This window comes from Bacillus tequilensis KCTC 13622 (assembly GCF_000507145.1).
Classification (GTDB): Bacteria; Bacillota; Bacilli; order Bacillales; family Bacillaceae; genus Bacillus; species Bacillus tequilensis.
This window is the reverse complement of the sequence record NZ_AYTO01000028.1, coordinates 74,550-99,932: the sequence shown is the minus strand read 5'-3', so window position 1 is coordinate 99,932 and position 25,383 is coordinate 74,550. Positions and strand designations below refer to the sequence as shown.

General features: G+C 38.9%; 17 protein-coding genes. 15 read left to right on the top strand and 2 right to left on the bottom strand.

Going from position 1 to position 25,383, the window contains the following annotated elements; all coding sequences use genetic code 11:
- Nucleotides 1-8 precede the first annotated feature (8 nt).
- The 4 genes from V756_RS0108260 to tagH all read left to right on the top strand — a co-directional run bounded on the left by V756_RS0108260 (nucleotide 9) and on the right by tagH (nucleotide 7,110).
- Nucleotides 9-3,233, top strand: a complete 3,225-nt coding sequence (locus V756_RS0108260) for a CDP-glycerol glycerophosphotransferase family protein (RefSeq protein ID WP_024714242.1) — start codon at nucleotides 9-11, stop codon at nucleotides 3,231-3,233.
- A gap of 16 nt (nucleotides 3,234-3,249) precedes the next feature.
- Nucleotides 3,250-4,464, top strand: coding sequence for a glycosyltransferase family 4 protein (locus V756_RS0108255; protein ID WP_024714241.1), 1,215 nt, complete (start codon nucleotides 3,250-3,252; stop codon nucleotides 4,462-4,464).
- Between the two features lie 215 nt (nucleotides 4,465-4,679).
- Nucleotides 4,680-5,507: a teichoic acids export ABC transporter permease subunit TagG gene (gene tagG / locus V756_RS0108250; protein ID WP_014665585.1), complete on the top strand. Its 828-nt coding sequence runs from the start codon at nucleotides 4,680-4,682 to the stop codon at nucleotides 5,505-5,507.
- A 19-nt stretch (nucleotides 5,508-5,526) separates the two neighbouring features.
- The gene (gene tagH / locus V756_RS0108245) at nucleotides 5,527-7,110 is read left to right on the top strand and encodes a teichoic acids export ABC transporter ATP-binding subunit TagH (protein ID WP_024714240.1); all 1,584 of its coding nucleotides are present in this window, start codon (nucleotides 5,527-5,529) and stop codon (nucleotides 7,108-7,110) included.
- 38 nt (nucleotides 7,111-7,148) lie between these two features.
- On the opposite strand, the gene galU is transcribed toward tagH, so the two are convergent.
- Nucleotides 7,149-8,027 (bottom strand): UTP--glucose-1-phosphate uridylyltransferase GalU, encoded by an 879-nt coding sequence (galU, locus tag V756_RS0108240; protein WP_024714239.1) that lies wholly within the window; start codon nucleotides 8,025-8,027, stop codon nucleotides 7,149-7,151.
- Nucleotides 8,028-8,368: 341 nt separating this feature from the next.
- Between galU and V756_RS0108230 the strand changes: the two genes are divergently transcribed.
- The 4 genes from V756_RS0108230 (at nucleotide 8,369) to wecB (ending at nucleotide 14,435) form a co-directional block, all read left to right on the top strand.
- Complete coding sequence (locus tag V756_RS0108230; protein ID WP_024714238.1) at nucleotides 8,369-9,736, top strand: alpha-glucosyltransferase N-terminal domain-containing protein; 1,368 nt, start codon at nucleotides 8,369-8,371, stop codon at nucleotides 9,734-9,736.
- Between the two features lie 34 nt (nucleotides 9,737-9,770).
- On the top strand, nucleotides 9,771-11,291 hold the full coding sequence (locus tag V756_RS0108225) for a glycosyltransferase (protein WP_024714237.1): 1,521 nt from the start codon (nucleotides 9,771-9,773) through the stop codon (nucleotides 11,289-11,291).
- A gap of 74 nt (nucleotides 11,292-11,365) precedes the next feature.
- The gene (locus tag V756_RS0108220; protein ID WP_024714236.1) at nucleotides 11,366-13,270 is read left to right on the top strand and encodes a glycosyltransferase; all 1,905 of its coding nucleotides are present in this window, start codon (nucleotides 11,366-11,368) and stop codon (nucleotides 13,268-13,270) included.
- A 22-nt stretch (nucleotides 13,271-13,292) separates the two neighbouring features.
- On the top strand, nucleotides 13,293-14,435 hold the full coding sequence (wecB, locus tag V756_RS0108215) for a non-hydrolyzing UDP-N-acetylglucosamine 2-epimerase (protein WP_024714235.1): 1,143 nt from the start codon (nucleotides 13,293-13,295) through the stop codon (nucleotides 14,433-14,435).
- A gap of 39 nt (nucleotides 14,436-14,474) precedes the next feature.
- Here the strand turns inward: wecB and tagU are convergent, their stop codons facing one another.
- Entirely contained in the window at nucleotides 14,475-15,395 is a 921-nt protein-coding gene (gene tagU, locus V756_RS0108210) for a polyisoprenyl-teichoic acid--peptidoglycan teichoic acid transferase TagU (RefSeq protein ID WP_024714234.1), read from the bottom strand.
- Between the two features lie 213 nt (nucleotides 15,396-15,608).
- On the opposite strand from tagU, the gene lytA reads away from it, so the two are divergent.
- From lytA to tuaC, 7 genes are all read left to right on the top strand, one after another.
- A complete protein-coding gene (gene lytA / locus V756_RS0108205; protein ID WP_024714233.1) occupies nucleotides 15,609-15,932 on the top strand; it encodes an acidic lipoprotein LytA in 324 nt (107 codons plus the stop codon).
- A 27-nt stretch (nucleotides 15,933-15,959) separates the two neighbouring features.
- On the top strand, nucleotides 15,960-18,113 hold the full coding sequence (locus V756_RS0108200) for a SpoIID/LytB domain-containing protein (RefSeq protein ID WP_024714232.1): 2,154 nt from the start codon (nucleotides 15,960-15,962) through the stop codon (nucleotides 18,111-18,113).
- An 88-nt stretch (nucleotides 18,114-18,201) separates the two neighbouring features.
- Entirely contained in the window at nucleotides 18,202-19,689 is a 1,488-nt protein-coding gene (locus tag V756_RS0108195) for an N-acetylmuramoyl-L-alanine amidase (protein WP_024714231.1), read from the top strand.
- Between the two features lie 208 nt (nucleotides 19,690-19,897).
- Nucleotides 19,898-21,802, top strand: a complete 1,905-nt coding sequence (gene tarQ, locus V756_RS0108190) for a (poly)ribitol-phosphate teichoic acid beta-D-glucosyltransferase TarQ (protein ID WP_024714230.1) — start codon at nucleotides 19,898-19,900, stop codon at nucleotides 21,800-21,802.
- A gap of 233 nt (nucleotides 21,803-22,035) precedes the next feature.
- On the top strand, nucleotides 22,036-22,695 hold the full coding sequence (locus tag V756_RS0108185; protein ID WP_024714229.1) for a sugar transferase: 660 nt from the start codon (nucleotides 22,036-22,038) through the stop codon (nucleotides 22,693-22,695).
- Between the two features lie 55 nt (nucleotides 22,696-22,750).
- Entirely contained in the window at nucleotides 22,751-24,202 is a 1,452-nt protein-coding gene (gene tuaB / locus V756_RS0108180; protein WP_024714228.1) for a teichuronic acid biosynthesis protein TuaB, read from the top strand.
- On the top strand, nucleotides 24,199-25,368 hold the full coding sequence (gene tuaC / locus V756_RS0108175) for a teichuronic acid biosynthesis protein TuaC (protein ID WP_024714227.1): 1,170 nt from the start codon (nucleotides 24,199-24,201) through the stop codon (nucleotides 25,366-25,368). The genes tuaB and tuaC overlap by 4 nt, the downstream gene beginning before the upstream one ends.
- Nucleotides 25,369-25,383 lie beyond the last annotated feature (15 nt).

Below are 25,383 nucleotides of genomic sequence, written 5' to 3'. Positions count from 1 at the left end.
GAGGCTTAATGGACTACGGCATATATTTAATAAATATGGAAGTTAAAAATGAAAATATCATATTGGATCTTATGTGTAAAAAAAAGGATTTTTATGATCACTTTTTTAGTAGAATAAAGAATGTTGGTCTTGCAACTTTTAATGGGCATATAGATATTTTATCTAATATCTCTTTACTTAGCGATGAAGGCATCATGAAAGTTGTTATCCCGTTAAATGAACTTAAGTCTTGTTCGGATCAAACATTTTTAAAACTCAAGCTTATTTTAGATAGTGATGAAGTTTTTATTGATATCCTAAACCATTTAAATGATACATTTAAACTGGTTATTGACGGATCTGTTCTAGAGTTTGTTCCTCAAGAGAATGGTAATTTAATCATAAATAAAACAAGCCTATCCGAATTGGCTTTTGTTGTTGAAAATGTCCAAATGTCATCAAATTTCACTACCTTTTTTGGATCTCATTCGTTTTTCTTTTTAAATAACTCGGTCACATTTATAAATTGTTACTTAGAAAACGAAGTAACTAAGGAACAATTTATAATACCGAAGAAATCTTTTGTGCTTTTAGAAAACTCAACTTTTGAAATATCCTTAGCAATGAAAGATTATCCTTTATATCAAGGTAACTGGTATTTTCATACCGAAGTTAAGGTAGGTAAAGAGCAGTTTACAGTTAAAATGAAAACTGATATTAATGCTGCTTTACAAACCGAAGAGTTTTTTACTGAAAATGGCGAACTCTTTGTTCATAATGTTGCTCAAAATCAAAATGAAGAATTGCTAATTAGCATTTCAAAATTTAATGAACAGTTAATTCAAACTAAAATTCATCATTTAAGCATCGATAATAATAATTTTCATATAAAATGTGAGGTCATTCCAAATGAGGATGAGCAGATTTTTATAAAAAAATTAGTTTTTATCAATAGAAAAACTGAAGATAAGTACATGGTTTATTTGCAGGAAAATGATCATGATAATGGATTTTTACAAGTAAGTGTTCCTCTTTTAAGACAAAGCTTTTTTGAGACGGATGGAATATGGGATGTCTATCTAGATTTTGATACAAACGGATTAATAGTTAGTCAAAGATTATCATTTGATTCAGCAAATGATAAATCCGTAGGTAAATTTATTAGTCTGCCTAAAACCATTTACAATTCTAAAGGAAGCATTAAAAGAGCACGTATGTATGCTACTCTAGATAACAATTTAGCAGTTTTAATAAAAGATTCAGCGATTTATGGAGATATATCTTATATACATCATGATGGTGATGATGTAATAGTTAAAGGTTCTATGGAGATTTTAGATACGGATTTTGAAATTAAGAATATTTTTTTAGCAAATGAGAATGAGCAAAAAATTTATTTTAATAATAACCTTGAAAAGAGAAAAAATTCTTCTTGGCGATTTGAGAGCAGGTTTAAAATAAATAAAGCAGATATAGATGCAATGAATCATTTCATATTTGATTTTTATATCTCTATTCTTATAAAGGGTCAAGAATATGTTGTAAAACTGAAGTCGAACTTGGACAATATTTTAGATAAATCACAATCTCATGTTTATCCGGCGTTTATAATTAAAGGTATTAAACCATTCTCAATACAGCCTAAGTTTAATAAGTTAAATGAATTATCTTTTGTTTTTTCTTCTTATATTAATGCTGAATGCATAGGTATAATCAGCAAAAATAAAGAAATAGAAATTCGCTTAGCCATTGAAAAAGATAATTTGAATTACAATAAAATTTATTTGAAGTTAAGAGATAAGAATAGTAGTTCAATTTTACTAAAACCTGCATTAGAACTGGAGCAGAAAGACTATAAAGAAATTGTGTTTTTATTAAAGGCAAATGAAGCTGAGAGTTATGGCTTGGAAAAACTAATGCAATACGATGTTGGTCTATGTTTATTAATTAATGATAAGTATCTTGAGTCATCAATAAAAATAAAAGATTTGAAACTAATAAATAGTAAGTCAACATTTAAATCTGGTGCAATTAAAATGCATAAGTCCCTCTTTTTATCTGTTTTTATTGATAAAAGAAATTCTCTTTTAAAGTTAGAAATGAGAGACATAAAGGCCAATGAGAAGAAATCGGAAAAGATAAGGTTTATATTTGCGGGACTTGTTGCAAAAGTTTTAAAGCCATTTGTTAATAAACCAGTGTGGTTTGTTGGAGAGAATTTAGGAGAAGTAGCACAGGATAATGGGTTTGCATTTTTTGAATACTGTGTTCGAAATAAAAAAGACGAAAAATACTATTATGTAAGCAAGGTAGATAACAAAAACCCTGAGAACATTTCAAAATATCCGAAAAACATTATAACTTATGACAGTTTTAAACATCTCGTATTTTATCACATAAGTGAATATTTAATTGTAAGTCATGGTATTAGAGATGTTATCCCTAGTGTCATTCATAATAAAATGAGTGAAAATCCGAAAGAAATCATCTATTTACAGCATGGCATCATTGCAATGAAAAAATTGAGTTTTAATAGAAAGTCATATAATAGTAAAATTAAAAAGTTTGTCGTTTCATCTGATCACGAAAAGCACATTCTAGTGAATGAAATGAATTTTAAAAAAGATCAAGTAATGGTTACAGGGTTATCGAGATTTGATACATTGATTGACAACAGTAAAAAAATGAAATCCAAACAAATACTCCTTATTCCTACTTGGAGAGAGTGGATTGATGACTTTGCAAATTCAAAATTTTATCTTAAATACAGTGGATTTTTAAATAATGAGAAACTGCACAAACTTTTAGAAGATAACAATATTATATTAAAGTTCTTCATGCATATAGAACTGCAAAAAAAATATAGTAACTTTTTTAAAGATCTTCATGAAAACATAAAATTAGTAAAGGTTGGAGAAGAGAGCGTTAAAAGTCTCGTCAGTGAAAGTTCTTTAATGATAACAGATTATTCAAGCGTAGCGTTCGACTTTAATTATCTGGAAAAGCCTGTAGTCTTTTATCAATTTGATTTACCAGACTATTTACATTACAGAGGATCTTATGTCAATTTAAAAACAGATTTATTTGGTCAAACAGCTTATACCGATGAAAGCTTATTGGAAATCGTTCAAAAACAAATTGAAAATGATTTCAAGTATGAGAAAAAATATACAGTGAAGTCAAAGAAATTTTATAAGTATCAGGATAAAAAAAATTCAGAACGTATTTATAACCAAATAAAAATACTTAAATAGGAAGGAGGACAATTTAGTGAAAATTACTTTTTTGGTTTACAATATCTATGGTATGGGTGGAACAGTGAGAACTGTTGCTAACACAGCTAATTATTTGGCTGCTCAAAACTATGACGTTGAAATTATAAGTGTTAGAAGAACAAGGGGTAAACCTATGTTTGATATAGACAAGAGGGTTAAACTGAAACCAATATTTGACGCAAGAAGAGGAAAGCTCTTTGGTAAGAATACACCTTTATATAAGAAAATCATTAAAAGAATTTTAATGAAGATACCAAGTGTGTTTATTGATAAGAATGAAGATCTATATCATATGTTTAATTTATTTGTAGACCTTAAAATTCTAAAAAAACTTTCAGAAATTAATCAGGGTGTACTTATAACGACCATTCCATCTTTTAATTTCTTATCTGCTAAATTTGTTAATCGTAATGTCATTAAAATTGGCCAAGAGCATAAGTATTTTGGCGGATATGAAAAGTCAATTCAATCGAAAATCCTAAAGTATTATAAAAAGCTTGATGCACTGACTTGCTTAACTGATGCAGAAATTAATGATTATCAACAGCTTCTAAATAATAATTCTACAGATATATATAAAATTGAGAATGCCACACACATGCCAAAGGAGAGCTCAAACCTAGAAGAAAAAACAGTAATCGCTGCTGGGAGATTTGTTCATGAAAAAGGGTTTGACCTATTGATTGAAGCATTCGAAAAAGTCGCCCAACAATATCCGGAATGGAAATTGAAGATTTTTGGTGATGGCGTGGAGAAAGATTCATTGCGTCAAATGATATTCGATAAGAAGTTGTATAATAATGTTTTCTTAATGCCAAAAACAGATAACATTATTAATGAGATGGCCAATTCCTCAATATACGCATTGAGCTCAAGAAATGAATCATTCGGAATGGTTATCATTGAAGCTATGTCCGTAGGGGTTCCTTGTGTTAGTTATTCTTGTATTGGTCCTGCTGAAATTATCAAAGATGGTGAAGATGGGGTATTAGTTGAAAGAAATGATGTAGATAAGCTAGCAGAATCTTTAACCACTATAATAAAAGAAGATAGTTTGAGGAAAACAATGGGCAGGAATGCGAAGGAAAATGTAAAAAGATACTCATTTGAAGTAGTAGGAGCGAAGTGGGAAAATCTTTTGAATGAGCAAGAATTCAAAAAAAACAAAACTCACTTAAAAAAGGTTTATTCTCAAATAAAGGTCCAATAGTGCTTTAATTGGTATTTCGAGACAAGTATCTCGAAATACTTTTTTGTTTACTATATCTATTTTTTAGTAAAAAATGGGGTGTGAGTTTTTTCACTGACCTTAAACCTGCTATGATGTGAAAAAAACTCTATTATCTGTTACAATATTCACCGGTGCTTTCAAATTTCTTTAACCGAAAGATCCAAAAAATCATTTAAGTCTAAGGAAGATAAACAATGAATGCATTAGTAAGAATCGTAAAAGAGCAAGTGACATCGTTTCCTTTAATTTTGCGCTTGGCTTCGTATGAGACAAAGTCTCAGTATCAGATGAATTATCTTGGTGTATTATGGCAGTTTTTAAATCCTCTCATTCAAATGCTGGCGTACTGGTTTGTATTTGGTATGGGGATTCGCAACAGCAAGCCGGTCATAACAGGTATCGGAGAAGTGCCTTTTATTGTTTGGATGCTGGCTGGGTTGATTCCGTGGTTTTTTATCAGCCCGACGATTCTTGATGGATCAAACAGTGTGTTTAAGCGGATCAATATGGTTGCCAAAATGAACTTTCCGATCAGCTCACTGCCTTCTGTCGTGATTGCTTCAAATTTATTTAGTTATTTTGTAATGATGGGTGTCTATGTCATTGTCCTTTTAGCAAGCGGAGTTTACCCTAGCTTGCATTGGATACAATATATTTACTATTTAATCTGCATGATTGTATTTATGTTTTCATTTAGTTTGTTTAACTCTACAATCAGTGTGCTTGTCAGAGATTATCAATTTCTGCTGCAGGCTGTAACCAGATTATTGTTCTTCTTGCTTCCGATTTTTTGGAATATCTCAGAGCAGCTCGGGAAAAACCACCCGAATCTTCTGCCTGTGCTTAAGCTGAATCCGATTTTTTACCTGATAGAAGGATTCCGGAACAGCTTTTTAGACGGAAAATGGTTTTTCCAAGACATGAAATACACGCTGTATTTCTGGCTGTTCACATTCCTTTTATTGTTAGTAGGTTCTATCCTGCATATGAAATTCAGAGACAAGTTTGTTGACTTTCTTTAATACGTAAGGAGATTGTACGATGAAACTAAAAGTTTCGTTTCGAAATGTTTCAAAGCAGTATCATTTGTATAAAAAACAATCGGACAAGATTAAAGGATTGTTTTTTCCGGCCAAGGATAATGGTTTTTTTGCTGTACGGAATGTCTCCTTTGACGTGTATGAGGGAGAAACAATCGGCTTTGTGGGGATAAACGGGTCAGGTAAATCGACGATGTCTAACCTGCTGGCTAAAATTATTCCGCCGACCAGCGGTGAAATCGAAATGAACGGCCAGCCGTCGCTGATAGCGATTGCGGCCGGTTTAAATAATCAATTAACGGGCCGGGACAATGTCCGGCTCAAGTGTTTAATGATGGGATTAACCAATAAAGAAATTGATGATATGTATGACAGCATTGTGGAATTTGCCGAGATTGGCGATTTTATTAATCAGCCGGTTAAAAACTATTCCAGCGGTATGAAGTCACGTCTCGGTTTTGCGATTTCCGTGCATATTGACCCTGACATCTTAATTATTGACGAAGCGCTCTCTGTAGGGGACCAAACGTTTTATCAGAAGTGTGTGGACAGAATAAATGAGTTTAAAAAGCAAGGAAAAACCATTTTCTTTGTCAGCCACTCTATCGGTCAGATAGAAAAGATGTGTGACCGCGTCGCTTGGATGCACTACGGCGAGCTTCGTATGTTTGATGAAACAAAAACGGTTGTAAAAGAGTACAAATCGTTTATTGACTGGTTTAATAAGCTTTCGAAAAAAGAGAAAGAGACATATAAAAAAGAACAAACGGAAGAGCGGAAGAAAGAAGATCCTGAAGCGTTCGCCCGTTTCCGTCAAAAAAAGAAAAAGCCAAAATCACTGGCTAATGCGGTTCAAATTGCTATTTTGTCTATTCTGACTGTCTGCATGGCGGGAACGATGTTCTTTAATGCCCCGCTTCGTACAATTGCTTCGTTTGGCGCTATTCCGCAACATGAAGGAAAGAATCATCATGGCGATGCACAAGGCAAGGCAGAGGAACGCTTAACCGCAGTCAATAAGCACGGGTTTATTGCAGCTGAAAAAGCGTCTGCCTATAAGGACCAACGTTTGAAAAAGAAGGCTGACGTGGCACTGCCATTCGGTTCGAAAGTGACGGTAGCTGCAAAAGGCAAACGAGCAGCGAAAATAAAGTTTGACGGGCACTCTTATTATGTGAAACAGAGCGCTGTTGCAACAAACGTGAAACATGCTGAATTGCGGTCTTCTGCTTTTACGCCATATGTTCCGCAAGCCGCAGCAGCTTCCTATGAATACTTCCTGAAATTCTTGGGAGACAGCAGCACTAGCATTCAATCGAAATTGAATGGCTATACTGAAGGAAATACGGCTGACGGCAGAAAGATGCTGGATTTTGATTATGAAAAAATCAGCTATGTGCTGGAGAATGATAAGGCATCAGAGCTTATCTTCCATAACATTTCTTCTGTTACGCCGGCGTCATTGTCTTTAAGTGACAGCGATGTTTTGTATGACAGCAGCAAAGATCGTTTTCTTGTGAATACAGCTGATAAGGTCTTCGCAGTTGATAATGAAGAGCATACACTGACCTTGATGCCGAAATAAAAAAAGGCTATTGGACGAATGTCCAATAGCCTTTTTGTTTAGATTTCTTCTTTGTTTAGCAAACGTTCTATAAATGGAACGAGCTGATCGCGAAGGTCTTTATCCTGCATCGCAAACTCGAGAGTTGTTGTGATAAAGCCAAGCTTTTCACCAACATCATAGCGCTTGCCTTCAAAATCGTAAGCGAACACTCTTTGGATTTCATTCAGCTTTTGAATAGCGTCTGTCAGCTGAATTTCTCCGCCTGCGCCAACTTGCTGCTCTTCTAAGTACATGAAGATCTCAGGCGTGAATACGTAGCGTCCTAAGATGGCAAGGTTAGAAGGTGCAGTGCCTTTAGCCGGCTTCTCAACGAAGTTTTTCACCTGATAACGGCGGCCTTCACTTGTCAGCGGGTCGATAATGCCATAGCGGTGTGTTTCTTCTTCAGGCACTTGCTGAACACCGATAATAGAAGAAAGTGTTTTTTCGTATTCATCCATTAATTGGCGCAGCCCTGGTGTTTCAGCCTGAACAATATCGTCTCCAAGCAGAACAGCGAACGGCTCATCGCCGATAAAGTTGCGCGCGCACCAGACAGCATGTCCGAGTCCTTTAGGCTCTTTTTGACGAATGTAGTGAATGTCAGCCAGATTAGAAGCTTTTTTCACTTTTTCAAGAAGTTCAGTTTTTCCTTTTTCTTCTAAGTTTCTTTCGAGCTCAGGAGAGTAATCAAAATGATCCTCAATCGCGCGCTTGCTTTTTCCTGTTACGATAATGATATCCTCAATACCGGCTTCAACAGCTTCTTCAATTATGTATTGAATGGTTGGCTTATCAACAATAGGAAGCATTTCTTTCGGCATTGCTTTCGTAGCCGGCAAGAATCTCGTTCCGAGACCTGCTGCTGGAATTATGGCTTTACGTACTTTTTTCAATTTCAAAGCACCTTCCTTAAGAACAGATTTAGGGTTCAGCTTTGTTGAATGCTGAGTATTTAAATGTGTAAGTTTCTTTTCTCATCAATACCCTTTTTTCTTTCTGTTAAACACATCTAATCATATAAGAAAAACCATTATTAAACAAGAGTCAATTCAATGACTTTGAGAACAAAGAAATACAAAAAAATGACATCGATTGATAGAAAAAAAGCTTGTGTAATCCGGAAAATTCCAGAGATACAACAGCTTTTTCATCTCTAGAGCCAGCTCAGCAAAAATGATATAATGTAGTTCTGAAAATGTGACTGTACGAATTTTATCCGAAAGGTAATAAATAGATGATGACGATTAAGATTTCTGCCCCAAAATTAGCATATGTTTGTTCAGGACTTCATGCTGCAAAAAAGTTTAATATCAATACTATCGATTGGGATTATCCAATGGAAATTGTCACTTTAAATCATGAGCCTAACGGGTCTTCTTCTTTTAAAGATGCTGCTGTTATCAATATGTACAGCTACTTTAAAGGATCTGAACCTCAGAAAGGTAAGATCGAGCATCCGATTGAACAAGAAGGCTTCACATATATCCAAGAACCGAACAAGCCAATTTACCGCTATTACCATAATGGACGTTATATCAAATATCAAAGATTTACAGCATCAGGAGAACTCGCTGTCATTGATTACTTTAATGAAAACAGGCAAAGATTTAAAAGGGAAGAATATGATTCATCCGGCTATGTACACAGCTTAATGTACATGGATCTGGAGACGAACAAACCGAAGCAGCATCTTTATGTAAGAGCAGATGGCACCTGTTATATGACCAAATGGTATAAGAATGATGGAACAACTGAAAAAATTGTCATTTTTGACGAAAAAGACAATATAGCCAGTGTACTGTATTCAGAAAGTGAACTTTCCCGTTATTTTCTGAGCCGCTTGATAAATGAGACGGAATATTTATTTTTAACTTCAGAAGTGGAAATATATACAATGCTGAAATCTCTTACGGCTGATTATTCTTCTATGTACTTAGGCTTTATAGAGACGAATGAGAAGTTGGATTATCCTGAAAAAGAAATAGGCCATCTTGATGCTTTCGTGGTTCCTTCTTTGAAGAGATATCATGACACGGTCGAAAAAACGGGGCCTCGCACAAATATTTATTATGTCCCTGAAGAGCCATTTACGCGCAAACGATTTGTGGACAAAATAATCGGCCAAGTCTCTTTTAATAATAAATTGAAAGATATGAATGTTGAGCTGTTAAAGGCAGAATGGCAATCAAAATCCGATTTATATTTGTCTGCGAAGGTTGAATTTAAAGGCGTCATTCCGGCCCATTCTGCCGGCCGTCATAAAATGTATTGGAAATTAAAAAATAAAAAGAGCGGCACTGAAAGTACGTTTAACGCAAATGTAAGCTGTGAGAAAGATTTGAGGTTTATTATAAGCGGTACGCTCGGTGTTCACTCTGTATTAGATCAGCTGTCCGTGATTGAATTGTATCTCTGTTCTGAGTGGGATAATAGCTTCTTTGCATCGAGCATACGAGTAACCGATCCAAAGGAAATACCTTTATCAGAACAAAGTATTTCAGGCTGGCAAATAACTTTAGCAGAAGAAAATAATCATTTGCATATTCATACAGCTGAGGGCTTTCGAAGAAAATTAATGAAACGGCTGCTTGCAAAGAAATAACAGAGAACGTTTTACCAGAAGAAGGAGCTTGAAGATGAGAAGGATCTTTTCACTAATATATGAAATAGACATTGAAAAAGGCGGCATAACAAGCTCGATGATGTCAAGATCTTTTACATTTGCGGAGCGCGGCCATAAAATTGATTTGGTTACACTTGATTATAAAGATAACTATGATCAGATAGAGAAAAAGCTGAAGAACGCCGGAAGACTGCATGCTGATGTAAATATCCTCAACATTTATGATGACTATCAAAATCAGCATAAGCATATAAAAGTCGGGAATGCGCAAGAAAGTTATTATGAACAAAATCGCAATCGCTTTGAAGAACCATATGCTGTTTATCATCATGAGGAAAAATTAGAAACGGAATACTTCAAGAATGGTTTATATGTGAAAAAGAAAAAGTGGGATGATTGGAATAACCTTTTATATGTAGATCATTTTAATGAAAATATGCAGATGACAAAGCGGGAGTTCTTTTCTGATGGTTATGTAAGTAAAACGGTGTTTTTTGATACGAGAAGCGGAAAAGTCAATCAAATTCACTACACAGCCCCTGACGGTTTTTGTTATTTAACAGAATGGCACCATTTTCATACAGGAGCCAGTCAGGGAGTTATGCTGTTTGAACGAGATGAAAAGGAAGCTGTCTTTTTCAAAAACAAGCACAAGTTTCATACACATTGGCTTGAGAAGCTATGTGAAAAAGAAAAAGACCCTATTATCATCTGCGATGGAGTCGGAAGTGCTTCAAAAGTAAATGAAATGCGTGAAGGATTGGCTAAACGATATTACTGTGTACACTCAAATCATTTAGATTATCCTTATACATTAGGCAGTAAAGTTCGGAAAAATCATCAATACGCAATGGAACATATTAAAGATTATGACGGGCTGATTGTATTAACGAATGAACAAAAAGAAGATATCATGAGTGATTTTGAGTCGACCAATAATATTTTTGTGATTCCTCATGCGCCAAGAAGGCTTGAAAAATTACAAACGTATGAAAAAAAGAAAAACGAATTTGTCATGGTGGCCAGATATCATGAGGAAAAAGGGATCGATAAGGTCATAAAAGCAATGGAAATCGTAAAAAAGTCGCGTCCTGAAATTGTCCTTAAGATTTATGGCAGCGGCCCCGGCCACGAGGAATACCAGCAATTGATCGATGATCTCCAGCTGGATAATGTGCATTTAAAAGGGTATATTGCAAACCCGGCTCCATTTTATCAGCAGGCGCTTGCCACATTATTAACATCAAAATTCGAGGGATTCAGCCTTGCCATTTGTGAATCGTTTTCGTGCGCAACCCCGGTCATCAGTTTTGATGTCAAATACAGCCCGAGAGAGCTCATAAAAGAACACGAAACGGGAATGCTTGTAGAACCTGATCATATTGAAATGCTTGCTGACAGTATCATTTATTTATACGACAATCCTGAGAAAGCCATTCAATATGGAAAAAATGCGAAGAATGTAATGGATACAGAATATAGTGAAGACCGATTGTTTGAAAGATGGGAAGAAGTATTTGAAATGACGAAATAGTGCATTTCTATACCATTTTGTTCATTATATGAGCTTTTGTGAATGAAATAGAAGCGGATAAGGATAGAGGTGTCATGTTGAAAATTACTGCGGCAGTACCCACATACAACTCAGAACATTTTATCTCTCGCTGCCTGGATAGTCTGATTCAACAAACCATGCCGAATCATGAATATGAAATTATTTGTGTAGATGATTGTTCTCAGGATGGCACGGTTTCAATATTAAAAAAGTACAGTGAACAGTATTCTAATATAACGGTTATAGAACGGAAAAAAAATTCGGGAGGACCGGGAGAGCCAAGAAACCAAGCGATACGTGCTGCGAGCGGTGAATACATCTTTTTTATTGATTCCGATGATTATGTAGGAATTGAAGCGTTTGAGAGAATGTATCAATTTGCACAACAGCATGATTCAGATATTGTGCTTGGTAAAATGGTCGGCGTAAACGGCAGAGCGGTCCCGCAAGCTATTTTTAAAGAAACAAAGCCTGAGGCGGACCTTGTGAAATCTCCGCTTGTCTATTCAATTGGCCCGACAAAACTTTTTAAAGTGTCACTGCTTAGAAAGCATGATATTTATTTCCCTTCTAATATACAGGCCACAGAGGATCAGGTGTTTGTCATGAAGGCTTATTTAGAAGCGGAAAAAATTTCTGTCTTGGCCGATTATGATTATTACTATGCTGTACAGCATGACGGCGAGCATATGACGTTTGCGTACGTTGCGCCCAAAAGCTACTACGGAGCAATGAAGGTAATCATAGATATGATTCGTGAGAGCCGTCTTTCTCATACCAACAAAATGAAGTTTATGGCGAAGTTTTTAAATCGGCATTTTGACTTTTCCAGAACAACGGATTTTACCGTAACGATCGAGGAGGAACGGGAACAGCAAACATGGATGACGGAGCTGCATCATTTTGTTGAACAACATATTCCGCGGGAAATTGACAAGCTTGTTCATTCTCATACGAGGCTAAAATTATATTTTGTACGTCAGAATGACCTAAAGGGCTTAAAGCAGTTTGAAGCTGATAAAGAAAATATGGCCCAATATACGTCAGTTAAAAATGGTCATATCATAGCAAACTATCCCAGCCTTATCTCATATCATTTGGCAGAGAATGAACGGATTGTTGATGACAGAAACAAAATCAGTCATTACGTGAGCAATTTTCAAATGAAGAACAATACTTTTTCATTAAAAGGGTCAGTTACCCACACGGCTTTACAACCAGAGCATCAAGCTATGCAAACTTTGTCAGGCATTTGGGTGCACCGTGAGAGAAAAACCGAAATAATCATTCCTCCGGTGTATTCTGAGTGCGGCAAATTTGAATTTCTCACGAAGTTTACTGATTTGGCTATACATGAAGAAGATATTGGCGTTTGGGACTTCTTTATTGAATCGGAGATAGACGGGTATAAAAAACGCGTCCGGATAGGCAACAGCAGAGATAAGTATCCGTATTCGAAACAAGCTAAATTTATTGGGAATAATGGGGAATATGCTTTTAGCGCAAGGCCGTACTTTACGAAAACATATGATAATCTGTCTGTGGATATAAGAAAGCAGGAAGTGTTGAAAGTGGAAGTTAAACATGATGAGTCGGATTTAACGTTTGTATTTCCTGGAAGCCAGTTGTTTTTCCCGAAACAATCCTTATTATTGCTGGAATGCAATAATCAAGAGTTTTTAATCCCAATAAAAAATCAAATCAGTTCTGCTGATGGGACAGTGATTCAGGTTGACCGGAATTTAGTTGAACAAAAGTTTGCCCCGGCTCATTTACAAAACACCAATATCGTTTTATCCATCAATTCATATAAAACGACATTGGTTCCTAAAAAGGATGCCAGCGTGTACTTTTGCAGTAAAAATATTGAAAAAAAGCTGTGGTGCTTTAAAATAAAGAAGAAAGTAGACCTATTTATACAATCAGACCAATCAAAATTCTATCTCACAGCCCGTTAAACAAAGAAACCAGGTGACAAATATGAAAAAACTAAAAGTCATGACTGTCTTCGGGACAAGGCCTGAAGCGATCAAGATGGCACCTCTCGTGCTTGAATTGAAAAAATATCCTGAAATAGATTCATACGTAACGGTCACTGCACAGCACAGACAAATGCTCGATCAAGTGTTAGAAGCATTTCACATCAAGCCTGACTTCGATTTGAACATTATGAAGGAGCGGCAGACACTGGCAGAGATTACGTCCAACGCACTTGTGAAATTGGATGAGCTGTTTAAAGATATCAAACCCGACATTGTGCTGGTCCATGGTGATACGACAACGACGTTTGCCGGAAGTCTAGCCGCTTTTTATCATCAAATTGCCGTCGGCCATGTGGAGGCTGGGCTCCGTACAGGAAATAAGTATTCCCCGTTTCCTGAAGAGCTCAATCGCCAGATGACAGGAGCGATTGCTGATTTGCATTTTGCCCCGACAGGCCAGGCGAAAGACAATTTATTAAAAGAAAATAAAAAGGCCGACTCTATTTTTGTAACGGGAAATACAGCGATTGACGCGCTCCGCACAACGGTGAGGGACGGCTATTCACATCCTGTACTCGACCAGGTGGGTAAGGACAAAATGATTCTCTTGACCGCTCACCGCCGGGAAAATTTGGGTGAACCAATGGAAAACATGTTCAAGGCCATCCGCAGAATTGTTGAGGAGTTTAACGATGTACAAGTCGTTTACCCTGTGCATCTTAATCCTGTTGTCCGGGAAGCGGCTCAGAAGCATTTTGGCGATTCCGACAGAGTGCATCTGATTGACCCTTTAGAAGTCATTGATTTCCATAACTTTGCAGCAAAATCGCATTTCATTTTGACCGATTCGGGCGGTGTTCAGGAGGAAGCGCCATCTCTCGGGAAACCGGTACTTGTGCTGCGCGATACGACGGAACGCCCTGAAGGAGTGGAAGCGGGAACGCTGAAACTTGCGGGGACGGATGAGGAAACCATTTATCAGCTGACAAAACAGCTGTTAACTGCTGATGATGAGTACAAAAAAATGTCCCACGCTTCTAATCCTTATGGCGATGGAGAGGCCTCCCGCCGTATTGTAGAAGAATTGCTGTATCATTACGGATATCGGAAAGAACATCCGGATTCATTTACAGGCAAATAAAAAAGAAGCTTCGCACACTGTGCGAAGCTTCTTTTTGTTTTAATTTTCAAGGCTGTCCTTCAGCTCTTTTGTGATATCGGAAAGGGCATTTTCATCAGCTTGGTAGTAGTAAATTCCGTTGATTTTTGTGCCTGTGCCTTTCAGTTCGTGCTGTTTAATATGTTTACGCGCGCCTTTGTAATCGGATTGAATATCCCACATGTCATCAAAGGTCAAGTTCGTTTTCACATTATTTTCAACGACTTTAAACATATCTCCGAATTTCGTGATGGAAGAAATATTTGCGCCTTTATTAATGATTCCTTCGATCACTTGGCGCTGGCGGTCCTGGCGTCCGAAATCGCCTCTCGGATCTTCTTTTCTCATCCGGGTATAGGCGAGTGCTCCTTTACCGGTGAGCGTGATTTCTCCTTTGCCGAACGAGTAACCGTCATAGCTGAACGCGAATGTGCTGTTTACTGTGACGCCGCCAAGTGTATCAACAACGTCTCTAAAGCTTTCCATGTTTACTTTTACAAAATAATCAACCGGAACATCGAGGAAGTTCTCAACCGTGTCAACTGCCATCTGCGTACCGCCGAATGCGTATGAATGGTTAATTTTATCCGTTGTGCCTTTCCCGATAATTTTTGTATATGTGTCACGCGGGATGCTGACCATGTCAGTTGTATTCGTTTTTGGATTAACGGTCATGTATATGAGCGTGTCGGCACGGCCTTTATCGCCATCACGTTCATCAACACCCATGATTAAGACGGAAAATGGATCTTTTTTATTGATGCTGACCTCTGTATCCCTCTTTTTCGATTTATCAATATTTTCATGAATACTTGCCACGGTTGAAGCTGCTTTATGCCATAAGTAGTATGCATAGCCGCCTGTTCCGAGTACAAATACAGCCACGATGGCTAAAATGACAAGTAATACCTTTCTTTTTTTCTTTCTTTTTTCAGCTCTCATAATAAGTCCTCGCTTTTTTGTAATCTAGTACGATTATAAGTTTCTTAATAATTGAAAACAACTAAAATTTGTCTGATTCTTTACAATAGACGGCTGCTTGTAACAAATGTTTCGGTATTTTAAGAAAATCCGCAAAAATTTTTCGTTGTTTTGAAAGAAATCTTAAAATAAGCTTAAAATTGTCGATAAAAAGGGGAGAGGTGAAATATAGGAATGAAAAAACTTGCTATTTTAATGTTCTCAATGCTGCTTCTTTTATCTGCGTGCGGCACAGCTGAGAACTCATCAGGTTCAAAAACAAATTCAGAAAGCCAGGATGCGGCGGCTGAAGAGACTGTAACGAAGGAAGGCACATTTGCCGGTTTGGCGGACAGCCATACGATTGCAGTCACTATTGACGGAAAAGAGACTTCGATTCAGGTTGGTTCAGACCTTCAGGACAAAATGAACAGTATTTCAGAAGGCCAAAAAGTGGTTGTCAAATATACAAAAGATTCAAATGGCGCCTTAACGCTTAAGGATCTTGAGACAAAGTAATAAAAACTTCTTAGGGGGTTCTATGTTTTGAAAAAAATGAAGCTCTTGCTTCTATCGTCAGTCACCGCAGCGGCTCTCGCGTGCCCGGTGTTTACGCAGTCTGCGAAAGCCGCTGACAAAACCATTTCGGTTAAGCTGAGTAATTATGTAGGCAGCAAATCAAGCTTGGATGTCGATATCACAGGCGGCTATGAAATTCCCGGTTCAAGAATTGCGGATACAGAGCGATATGGGGGAGCAACTCGTTTTGATGTTGCCAATAATGTCGCTTCAGCCGGATGGACAAACCCAACGACTGTGGTCATTGTCAATCGAGACGCTTTTGCCGATGCACTCTCAGCAACACCGCTTGCCAAAAAATACGATGCACCAATCTTGTTAACGGATGCAGATTCATTAACACTCAAAACAGAAAGCGAAATTGCAAAACTAAATCCTGACAATATTCTCATCATTGGCGGGACAATCAGTGTTTCTAAAAATGTAGAAAACACATTAAAAAAATATGGTTCTATCGACCGGATTGGCGGGGCTACCCGTTACGAGGTTTCTAAAAACATAGCCAATCGAATGGGGAATTACAGCCAAGCAGTAGTGGCAACAGGCATGGTCTTTACAGATGCCTTGTCAATCGCGCCATATGCTGCAATGAACGGTTATCCGATTTTACTTGCGGGAGACAACAACATCCGCAGCGATTACAAAATTCCGAGCAAGGTTACAATCGTCGGCGGTCCGTTGAGTGTCAGCACTGGCGTGGAAGCCAAATTAAAAAAACAGGCGACTGTGAAACGGATTGGCGGGGTTTCCCGGTATGAGGTATCTGCCAATATCGTAAAAGAATTAAATATGAAAGCGACAAAGGTATTCATGTCAAACGGCCAAACATTTGCGGACGCATTGACGGGGTCTGTGCTTGCGGCGAAGCAGGGGAGCCCTTTACTGCTGGTTGAATCCGGCAGCCTGCCGTCACCAGTTGCTAATGTAGTGGCGTCAAAAGGAGCTCAGTCATTTGCTCTGCTTGGAGGAAGCATCTCCATCAGTGATACGCTGAAGAACAAACTGGCAGATACTTTTGCAGGAACCGGCTATACGGTAAAGTTATCCGGCGGAAACCTGGTGCTTTATAAAAACAGCACTGCCATCAAGACGCTTGGGACTTCTTTTACAGCAAATCCTAAAAAATATGCCGCTACAAATTCTATCAGTCTGAATGGAACGTCATATCTCGGAAACATGAATTTTGCGATTGAGTCAGGCAAATATGTTCGTCCAACCAATGTGGATATCCCTTTTGAAGATTATTTAAAGGGTGTTGTTCCTCATGAGATGCCGGCGAGCTGGGAGAAGGAAGCGCTAAAAGCTCAAGCTGTCGCTGCCAGAACTTATTCCATCAGATCAGCTGGGAAAGTAGTACAAGACACCACCGCTTTTCAGGTATATGGCGGCTATGACTGGAATTCGAAAACTTCTGAAGTGGTAGAAGCTACAAAAGGAAAAGTATTGAAATACAATGGCGATTTGATTTCAGCTACATATTCCTCAAGTAACGGCGGCTACACGGAAGCAAGCAACGAAGTGTGGAGCAGCCAGGTTCCTTATTTAAAAGCCCAAAAAGATACGTACGACCCGCAAAGAAGCTGGTCCCTGTCTTTAAATAAAACCCAGCTTGATAAAAGCAGTCTGAGTCTGAAAAGCCCTAAATCTTGGTGGAGCTCTAAAAATGAAACAAACTCAGCATATTTGAGCGGTTTAAAAAGCTGGTTTATTAAAAATAAATACAGCAGTGCCGAGTCTATCAAAATCACGAAAATATCCAGTGTGAAATTCAGCACGGAGAAAACAGCCGGTCAGCGGCCGAAAACAGCAAGTGTCACATTCTCATATTTCGCGAAGGAAAAATCAAATGGCTACATTCTTTCCAATGGCAGCCTGAGTGAAAAAACAGCAACAATTTCTGTACCGACAACACAGCTGAGAACAATGCTTGGCGCTTCAAATATGAAGAGTACATACGCTTCTGTCTCAAGCAATACAAGCGGTTTTATTATCAGCGGTAAAGGATACGGACACGGCATAGGCATGAGCCAGTACGGAGCGAATGCCCGAGCTGCTGCCGGACAATCCTATACGACGATCTTAAATTTTTACTATCCGGGAGCGATTCTATCAAGCTATTAAAAGATTGATAGAAGTCCAGGGAGGCGATATGCCTCCTTCGTTCGTTATTTGATGTATGAATTATTATCAATCTTTGGAGGGACTACCTTTGCAGATCTTTCTTAAAAGCATACCGATGCTGATATTAGGAGTCGTGCTATTTGTACCAAATGCATTTGCTGCCAACTCTGTTACAAGGCTGGATGGAGCAAGCAGATATGAGGTTGCTGTGAATGTTTCAAAACAAGGCTGGAGCAGTGCGGGCACGGTTGTTGTGGCAAACGGAACAGCATATGCCGATGTATTAACTGCTGCTCCTCTGGCTTATAAATACAATGCCCCGATTCTATTGACGGAATCATCTAAACTGACTGCACCGACGAAAGACAGAATCAGCCAGCTTAAACCGAGCAAGGTCATCGTCATTGGCGGAACGATCAGTGTTTCTAACAACGTTGTAAGTGACATTAAAAAATTGGGTATTTCCAATGTGGAACGGATCGGCGGAAGAAGCCGCTATGAAGTTGCCCAAAATATTTCTAAAAAATTGTCTTCGAATTCAAAAGCGGTCATCGCAAATGGAACGGCGTATGCTGACAGTTTAGCAATCGGTTCTTATGCTGCACGTAACGGTATACCAATTCTTCTGACGACTGCAAGCTCCATTCCTGCACCAACGAAAAATGCGATGAGCAGCAAAGGAACAGCATCCACTATTGTGGTTGGAGGAGAAATCAGTGTCTCTAAAAGTGTTTACAGCCAGCTTCCTTCGCCAACAAGAATCGGCGGAAACAGCCGTTTTGAAGTGGCAGCAAATATCGCGAAGAAGTATTATTCATCATCAAAAGCCGCATTTGTCAGCAATGGCTATCAATATGCCGATGCTTTAGCGGGATCCGTGCTGGCGGCAAAACAAAATCGCCCAATGCTATTTACTGATGCCGGTTCACTGCCTACTGCGACAAGAACCGTCATCGGATCAAACAGCAAGAACACATTCACTGTACTTGGAGGAACAATTTCAGTTACTACCAATGTCGTAAACCAGCTGAAAAATGTCATTGTAGGCAAAAAAGTATTTGTGGATGCCGGACACGGGGGTTATGACAGCGGAGCGATCGGTAATAGTTTAAAGGAGAAAGACGTTAACCTTGCCGTTGCTAAGCTTGTAAACAGCAAACTCTCTAAAGGCGGAGCAATCCCGATTATGGCGAGATCTACAGATGTATTCTTAGAGCTTTCTGAACGGGTTGCCAAAGCTAAAAGCAATAATGCGAACCTATTTGTAAGTATTCACTCCAATTCAGCGAGCCCTGCTGCAACCGGTACTGAAACATACTATTATACAAAGTATGAGTCTGAAAACAGCAAACGGCTTGCGACTGAAATTCAAAATAGGCTCTACAAAGCGCTCAACACACAAAACCGCGGCGTGAGAATCGGCAATTTCCATGTGATTAGAGAATCAACGATGCCGAGCAGTTTAGCGGAGCTGGCGTTCATTTCAAATGCGAACGACGCAAGTAAATTAAAGAGTGCTTTGTACCAAGAAAAAGCAGCTCAAGCTATATATGAAGGAATTATCGGTTATTATTAAGAAGAAATGAGTATCGTTAATAGCGGCTTGCCGGCAGAACCCATTAGGAATTGTCGGCAAGCTTTTTTATACAGTAAAATGAGAAATATTTATACATGCTATGTAAAAATTCAGCAAAATTTAAGGTTAGGTCTATTCTTATTGACAGATGTTTTTGATATAATGATCAGACAAAATATAACGATCCATTAGGGTAGTGAGGTAATCGATGAAGATAAGCATTGTTATCCCTGTATATAATTCAGAAGATCTTATTTCCGAGTGTCTTGACAGTTTAGTTAATCAAACGATGCCAAAAAAGGATTATGAGATTATTTGTGTAGATGATAAGTCTACGGATTCATCTTTAGACATTTTGAATCAATATAAAGAGAAATATGAAAATATTGTTGTTATTGAAAGAACGGTTAATTCAGGCGGTCCAGGTGCTCCGCGAAATGATGCAATTAAAATTGCCAAGGGTGAATACATTCTATTTGTTGATTCCGATGACTACCTAGGCAATGAAGCATTGCTAAGGTGGTACAATTTCTCAAAAGAGAATGAATCAGATATTACTTTAGGAAAGTTAAAAGGGATAAACGGCAGGGGTGTTCCCAAATCAATGTTTAAGGAAACAAATCCTGATGTTGATTTGGTTGATTCCAAAATTGTTTTTACTTTGGGACCTCAAAAACTGTTTAAAGCCTCACTTTTAAAAGAAAACCAAATCACCTTCCCAACTCACATAAAAGCGGCGGAAGATCAAGTCTTCACAATGAACGCTTATTTGAAAGCAAAGAAGATTTCTGTTTCAGCTGACTATGATTATTACTATTTGGTCAAAAGAGACGGTGAACATATGAGTGTTGCTTATGTTCCACCAGAGAACTTTTATGGCGCAATGGAAGATATTATTTCTGCCATCAAGGCAAGTGACCTTGAAGAAGCCAGAAAAATTAAGCTGATGGCCGTATTTTTAAATAGGCATTTTGATTTTTCTCGGACAAAAAATATCACAATTAAAATGAAAACCGATGAAGAAAGAGCTGAATGGTTTAAATATTTGTCATCGTTTATTCATGCGGTGCCTGAAGAGGCGGATCAATTCTTGCTTCCGCATATCAAATTGCGGCTGCTGTTTATACGGAATAATGATTTGCAAGGATTAACCCAGTATGAACGAGAGGAACAGGACATGAAAAAGTTCTGTACTGTGCATAATGGGAATATCATTGCACGTTATCCGAGCTTAGAGAAGTATTCCATCTCTGAAGATCTGCTAAAGGTAAATTATAAAAACAAGCTTGAACATTATCTGCAGAATATTGAATTTAACGATCGCAGCCTCAGCATTCAAGGAACCATTAAACACAAATTGCTGGATGATGAAATGAATAAAAATCAATCTCTGACAGGGGTATTTGTTCATCGCGATACAAAGGCGGAAAAGTACATTTCGCCGGCATCATTTGAAAATTCAACATTTACATTTGAGTGTAAGTTTGATGAGCTTGCTTCTGCAGCGGAAGATTTAGGCGTTTGGGATTTCTTTATTGAATCATCATTAGACGGCTACAAATTAAGGGCGCGAATCGGAAACAAGCGTGCCGCGTACAAGTATTCAACGAAAACAATGTATTTAGGTCATAACGCTTTGTTTGTCTACAGCGCCAGACCATACTTCACAATGAACTATGATAATCTTTCGATTGATATCAAGAAGCATGCATATACAGAAGCTGAACTTTCTTACGAAACAGAATCAAAAGATTTATCATTTAACTTTAAAGATAAGCAAATCTGTTTGCCGAATCATTCAAAAATCATTGTGAATACCGGACAGTCTGAAATCACATTACCAGTTAAACGCATTGATTTAGAGCCTAACTGTACGAAATTGACGGTAAATGTTGAGAGTTTGCTTGACCAGCTGGCTCATGTAAAGAAAGAGCGATTAATCGAATTTGCGATAAATACTTCTCAAAATAAAATCAGCGCTAAAGAGGATAACCAAGTAATTGTTTTGGACACAAAGAGCATTGAACGAAAATCCATGTTATTTTTTAGTAAAAGGGTTGAGGTTCAGTACAAGCTGTTAACCTCTAAATCAAAATTTTATTTTCAATATTAATGCTTTGCAGCAAAAAGAGACAAATCTGTAAAATGGTTTGTCTCTTTTTTTATGCAATATGCTTACTTTTTGAAAAAATTGTCTAAAACAATAAAAAGTTTACGATTAAATGTCAGAAAAAATAACAAATTCACACTTCTTAACATACCATTTACATCCAATTAATATCTGTCTGCTAAACTGACTGGCATAGGTCATCATAACATCCCAAACAAATCGTGAGGTGTGTGTCAGTGAGTGCAGAGAAAAGCATGAATGTGAGCCGTGAATTCTCAGTTCAGCCAATACATTCTTTAACATTATCTGAAAGGACGGCTCGTTATTTAGCAGTAAAGCGCGTAATGGATATTTGTTTTGTGCTCATTGGATTGGCGGTTGCGCTGCCAATGATTGCGGTATTTTCAATATTGATTTGTTTGGAGACGCCGGGACCTGCCATATATACGCAGGAACGCGTAGGGAAAGGCGGGAAACCATTTAGGCTTTATAAGCTCCGTTCCATGAAAATAGATGCCGAGAAGTCTGGTGCGGTTTGGGCGCAGAAGCAAGATCCGCGGGTGACAAGGATCGGAGCTTTTATCAGAAGAACGAGAATTGACGAGCTTCCTCAGCTTTTTAATGTGCTGAAAGGCGATATGAGTATGATTGGCCCGCGTCCGGAACGTCCAGTGTTTACGGAAAAATTCCAGAATGAGATTCCAGGCTTTGCACAGCGTCTGGCTGTTAAACCGGGATTGAGCGGCTGGGCTCAGGTGAACGGCGGTTACGATATGACGCCGAAGGAAAAGCTGATATTTGATTTATATTACATTCGCAATCTGACTTTCACTTTAGAATTTAAAATTATGTTAAAAACTTGTAAAGTTGTCTGGACAGGTGATGGTGCGAGATAAAATGGGATTCCTGCATTTGCCATCTGTCTGAGCTTAAAAAGAAGTAGGGAATATGATGCCAAGTATTACAAAACAAATCATGAGCGGCGCAAAGTGGACAAGTATTTCAACCATGTGTATTACGATCATACAAATCGTTCAGTTTGCTTTGCTAGGAAATATGATGACCTTAACTGAATTTGGGCTCGTCGGCATGATCACGACCGTTACAGTATTCGCCCAGATTGTGCTTGATATGGGCTTTGGCGCAGCGTTAATTCAGAGAGATGACGCGACGGAGCGCCAGCTGTCAACATTGTATTGGCTTAATATCATGACCGGCGTTTTGCTGTTTGTTCTTTTATATGTGAGCAGTCCCTTTATTGCGGGATTTTATCAAAGGGAAGAGCTGGTGTTTCTGATTCGGATTTTAGCAATTATGTTTTTGATCGCACCAATCGGACAGCAATATCAGTATATGCTGCAAAAGCAGCTGCATTTTAATACGTTAAGCAAAATTGAGATTTTTTCAAATGCATTGTCATTCGGATATTTAGCAATAGCGGTTTTTATGATGGATGCGATTTTGGCGTACGTCATTTCTCAAGTGCTGCTGCAGTCCAGTAAAGGGATTTTGTATTGGGCCGTATACCGGAAAAAATGGCGCCCCGTGTTTGTTTTTGATTTGAGGGGAATGAAGGAGTTCTTTTCCTTTGGTGCCTTTCAGCTTTCATCCCGTCTTGTGAACAGGCTGGGAGCGAATATCGATATGATTTTGATCGGCCGGTTTATCGGTGCTGAAGCATTGGGGATTTATAACCTTGCTTACCAGATTGTCACCATTCCGGTTTTGAAGATCAATCCGATTGTGACACGGGTGGCGTTCCCTGTTTTCGCAAAAAACAAATATGAAAACAGCGCGATCAGAGAAGGCTTTCTGAATATGACAAAAATGCTTGCGCTTGTCTCGTTTCCGCTGTTAATCGGTCTCGTATCTGTGTCAGACGCCTTTATCACAGCGGTTTTCGGGGAAAAATGGCTTGCTGCTGTCCCGGTCCTAAATGTTTTGGCCATTGTCGGGATACTAAGAGTGCTCATGAATCCAAATGGCTCTGTGCTTCTTGCTAAAGGAAGAGCGGACTTAGCATTTTATTGGGATTCCGGTGTGCTGCTGCTGTACGGATTGTCACTGTTTGCAGCGGTTCAAACGGGAAGCCTGCTGACAGTCGCATGGGTATATGCCGTCATCAGCGTTTTCAATTTCCTGATTGGGCGCTGGCTTCTGGCATATGTCATCAAGCTTCATCTTTCGGCTTATTTCCAGTCGATTATGAAGCCGTTTCTGATCACAGCCGTGATGGCCGTCATCGCGTTTGGTGTAAGCCTAGGTACAGAACACTTTAGTCTGCAGGCAGAAATGCGGCTGGCCATTTCAGTGGCGGCCGGGGCGCTGTGTTATCTCTTTCTGTTGGTAAAAGCGTACCCTCAAACGAAAAGCAAACTACTAAGAAAAGGGCGTTTGTCATGAAGATTTTGTGGATCACAAGCGTATATCCGAGCAGTCTAAAACCCGGTGAAGGTGTGTTTCATGAGACACAGGTGCAAGAGCTGCAAAAACTCGGGCTGGATATCACCGTGATATGCCCAAGGCCTTTTCATTCAGCTCCTGTCCGCATGCTGAAAAAGGCATATCGAAAAAAGGATGCCAGACCGGAGTACGAGATGAGGAAGGGGATACCGGTATACCGGCCATTCTATCGGGCCGTTCCCGGACAGCTGAAGTGGGCGCAGCCTCACCGGAGAATCGCATCATCGATTTTAAAAACGATGAAACACCGCGACTTACACCCGAATCTGATTCATGCGCATTTTGCTATGCCATCGGGCGGAGCCGCAGCAGTTGTATCGGAGTCAGAACGTATTCCTTATGTCCTGACCTTGCACGGCAGTGATGTGAATGTCTATCCGCATTACAGTAAAGGGGCGTTTAAAGCTTTCAATCGTGCGGTAGGTTCCGCGTCAGCCGTTTTAGCAGTCAGCCGCAAGCTTCAGGAAGAAACCAAAAAGCTTTCCGGCTTTGACAGCTCGGTTTTGCCAATCGGTATACAGCTCAGCCGTTTTCAGGAGAATGAGCAGACAAAAGAAGAAATCAGAAAAAAACTCGGGCTTCCGCTCGATCAGCGTCTGGCGGTCTACGTGGGGCGGCTCGTCAGGGAGAAAGGCATTTTTGAACTGTCTGAGGCCATCGAATCGCTGAAGGCACCTCCTAAGGCAGTCTTTGTCGGGGATGGTCCTGCGAAATCAATGCTGATTCAGAAAGGACATATCGTCACAGGCCAAGTGCCCAATCATATGGTAAGAGACTTTTTACTTGCGGCAGACATGTTCGTGCTTCCTTCTTACAGTGAGGGGATGCCGACTGTCGTGATTGAGGCGCTGGCCTTAAAGGTTCCTGTCATCTGCACAAATGTTGGCGGTGTGGCATCGCTATTCGGAAAGCACCGGCATCTGCTGATAAAACCGAAATCCGCTCAAGCCTTGGCAGAAGCGATCACTCTGTACGAACATGAGCAAATATGGAAACCGGAAGTAGCAGATGATTTGTATAGAATCGTGCAGGCTCAATTCGATGCCGGAAGAAATGCCAAGATCCTGCATGATCAGTATCAGACGGTCATGAAAACGACCGTTTAATCGGAAGAAACTGCG

Excerpts from the sequence above, each read along its gene's own strand:
- V756_RS0108220 (WP_024714236.1), top strand. The coding sequence starts at position 11,366 with ATGTTGAAAATTACTGCGGCAGTACCCACATACAACTCAGAACATTTT.
- tagG (WP_014665585.1), top strand. The coding sequence starts at position 4,680 with ATGAATGCATTAGTAAGAATCGTAAAAGAGCAAGTGACATCGTTTCCT.
- V756_RS0108230 (WP_024714238.1), top strand. The coding sequence starts at position 8,369 with ATGATGACGATTAAGATTTCTGCCCCAAAATTAGCATATGTTTGTTCA.
- V756_RS0108225 (WP_024714237.1), top strand. The coding sequence starts at position 9,771 with ATGAGAAGGATCTTTTCACTAATATATGAAATAGACATTGAAAAAGGC.
- tagH (WP_024714240.1), top strand. The coding sequence starts at position 5,527 with ATGAAACTAAAAGTTTCGTTTCGAAATGTTTCAAAGCAGTATCATTTG.
- tuaC (WP_024714227.1), top strand. The coding sequence starts at position 24,199 with ATGAAGATTTTGTGGATCACAAGCGTATATCCGAGCAGTCTAAAACCC.
- lytA (WP_024714233.1), top strand. The coding sequence starts at position 15,609 with ATGAAAAAACTTGCTATTTTAATGTTCTCAATGCTGCTTCTTTTATCT.
- tuaB (WP_024714228.1), top strand. The coding sequence starts at position 22,751 with ATGCCAAGTATTACAAAACAAATCATGAGCGGCGCAAAGTGGACAAGT.
- V756_RS0108260 (WP_024714242.1), top strand. The coding sequence starts at position 9 with ATGGACTACGGCATATATTTAATAAATATGGAAGTTAAAAATGAAAAT.
- tarQ (WP_024714230.1), top strand. The coding sequence starts at position 19,898 with ATGAAGATAAGCATTGTTATCCCTGTATATAATTCAGAAGATCTTATT.
- tagU (WP_024714234.1), bottom strand. The coding sequence starts at position 15,395 with ATGAGAGCTGAAAAAAGAAAGAAAAAAAGAAAGGTATTACTTGTCATT.
- wecB (WP_024714235.1), top strand. The coding sequence starts at position 13,293 with ATGAAAAAACTAAAAGTCATGACTGTCTTCGGGACAAGGCCTGAAGCG.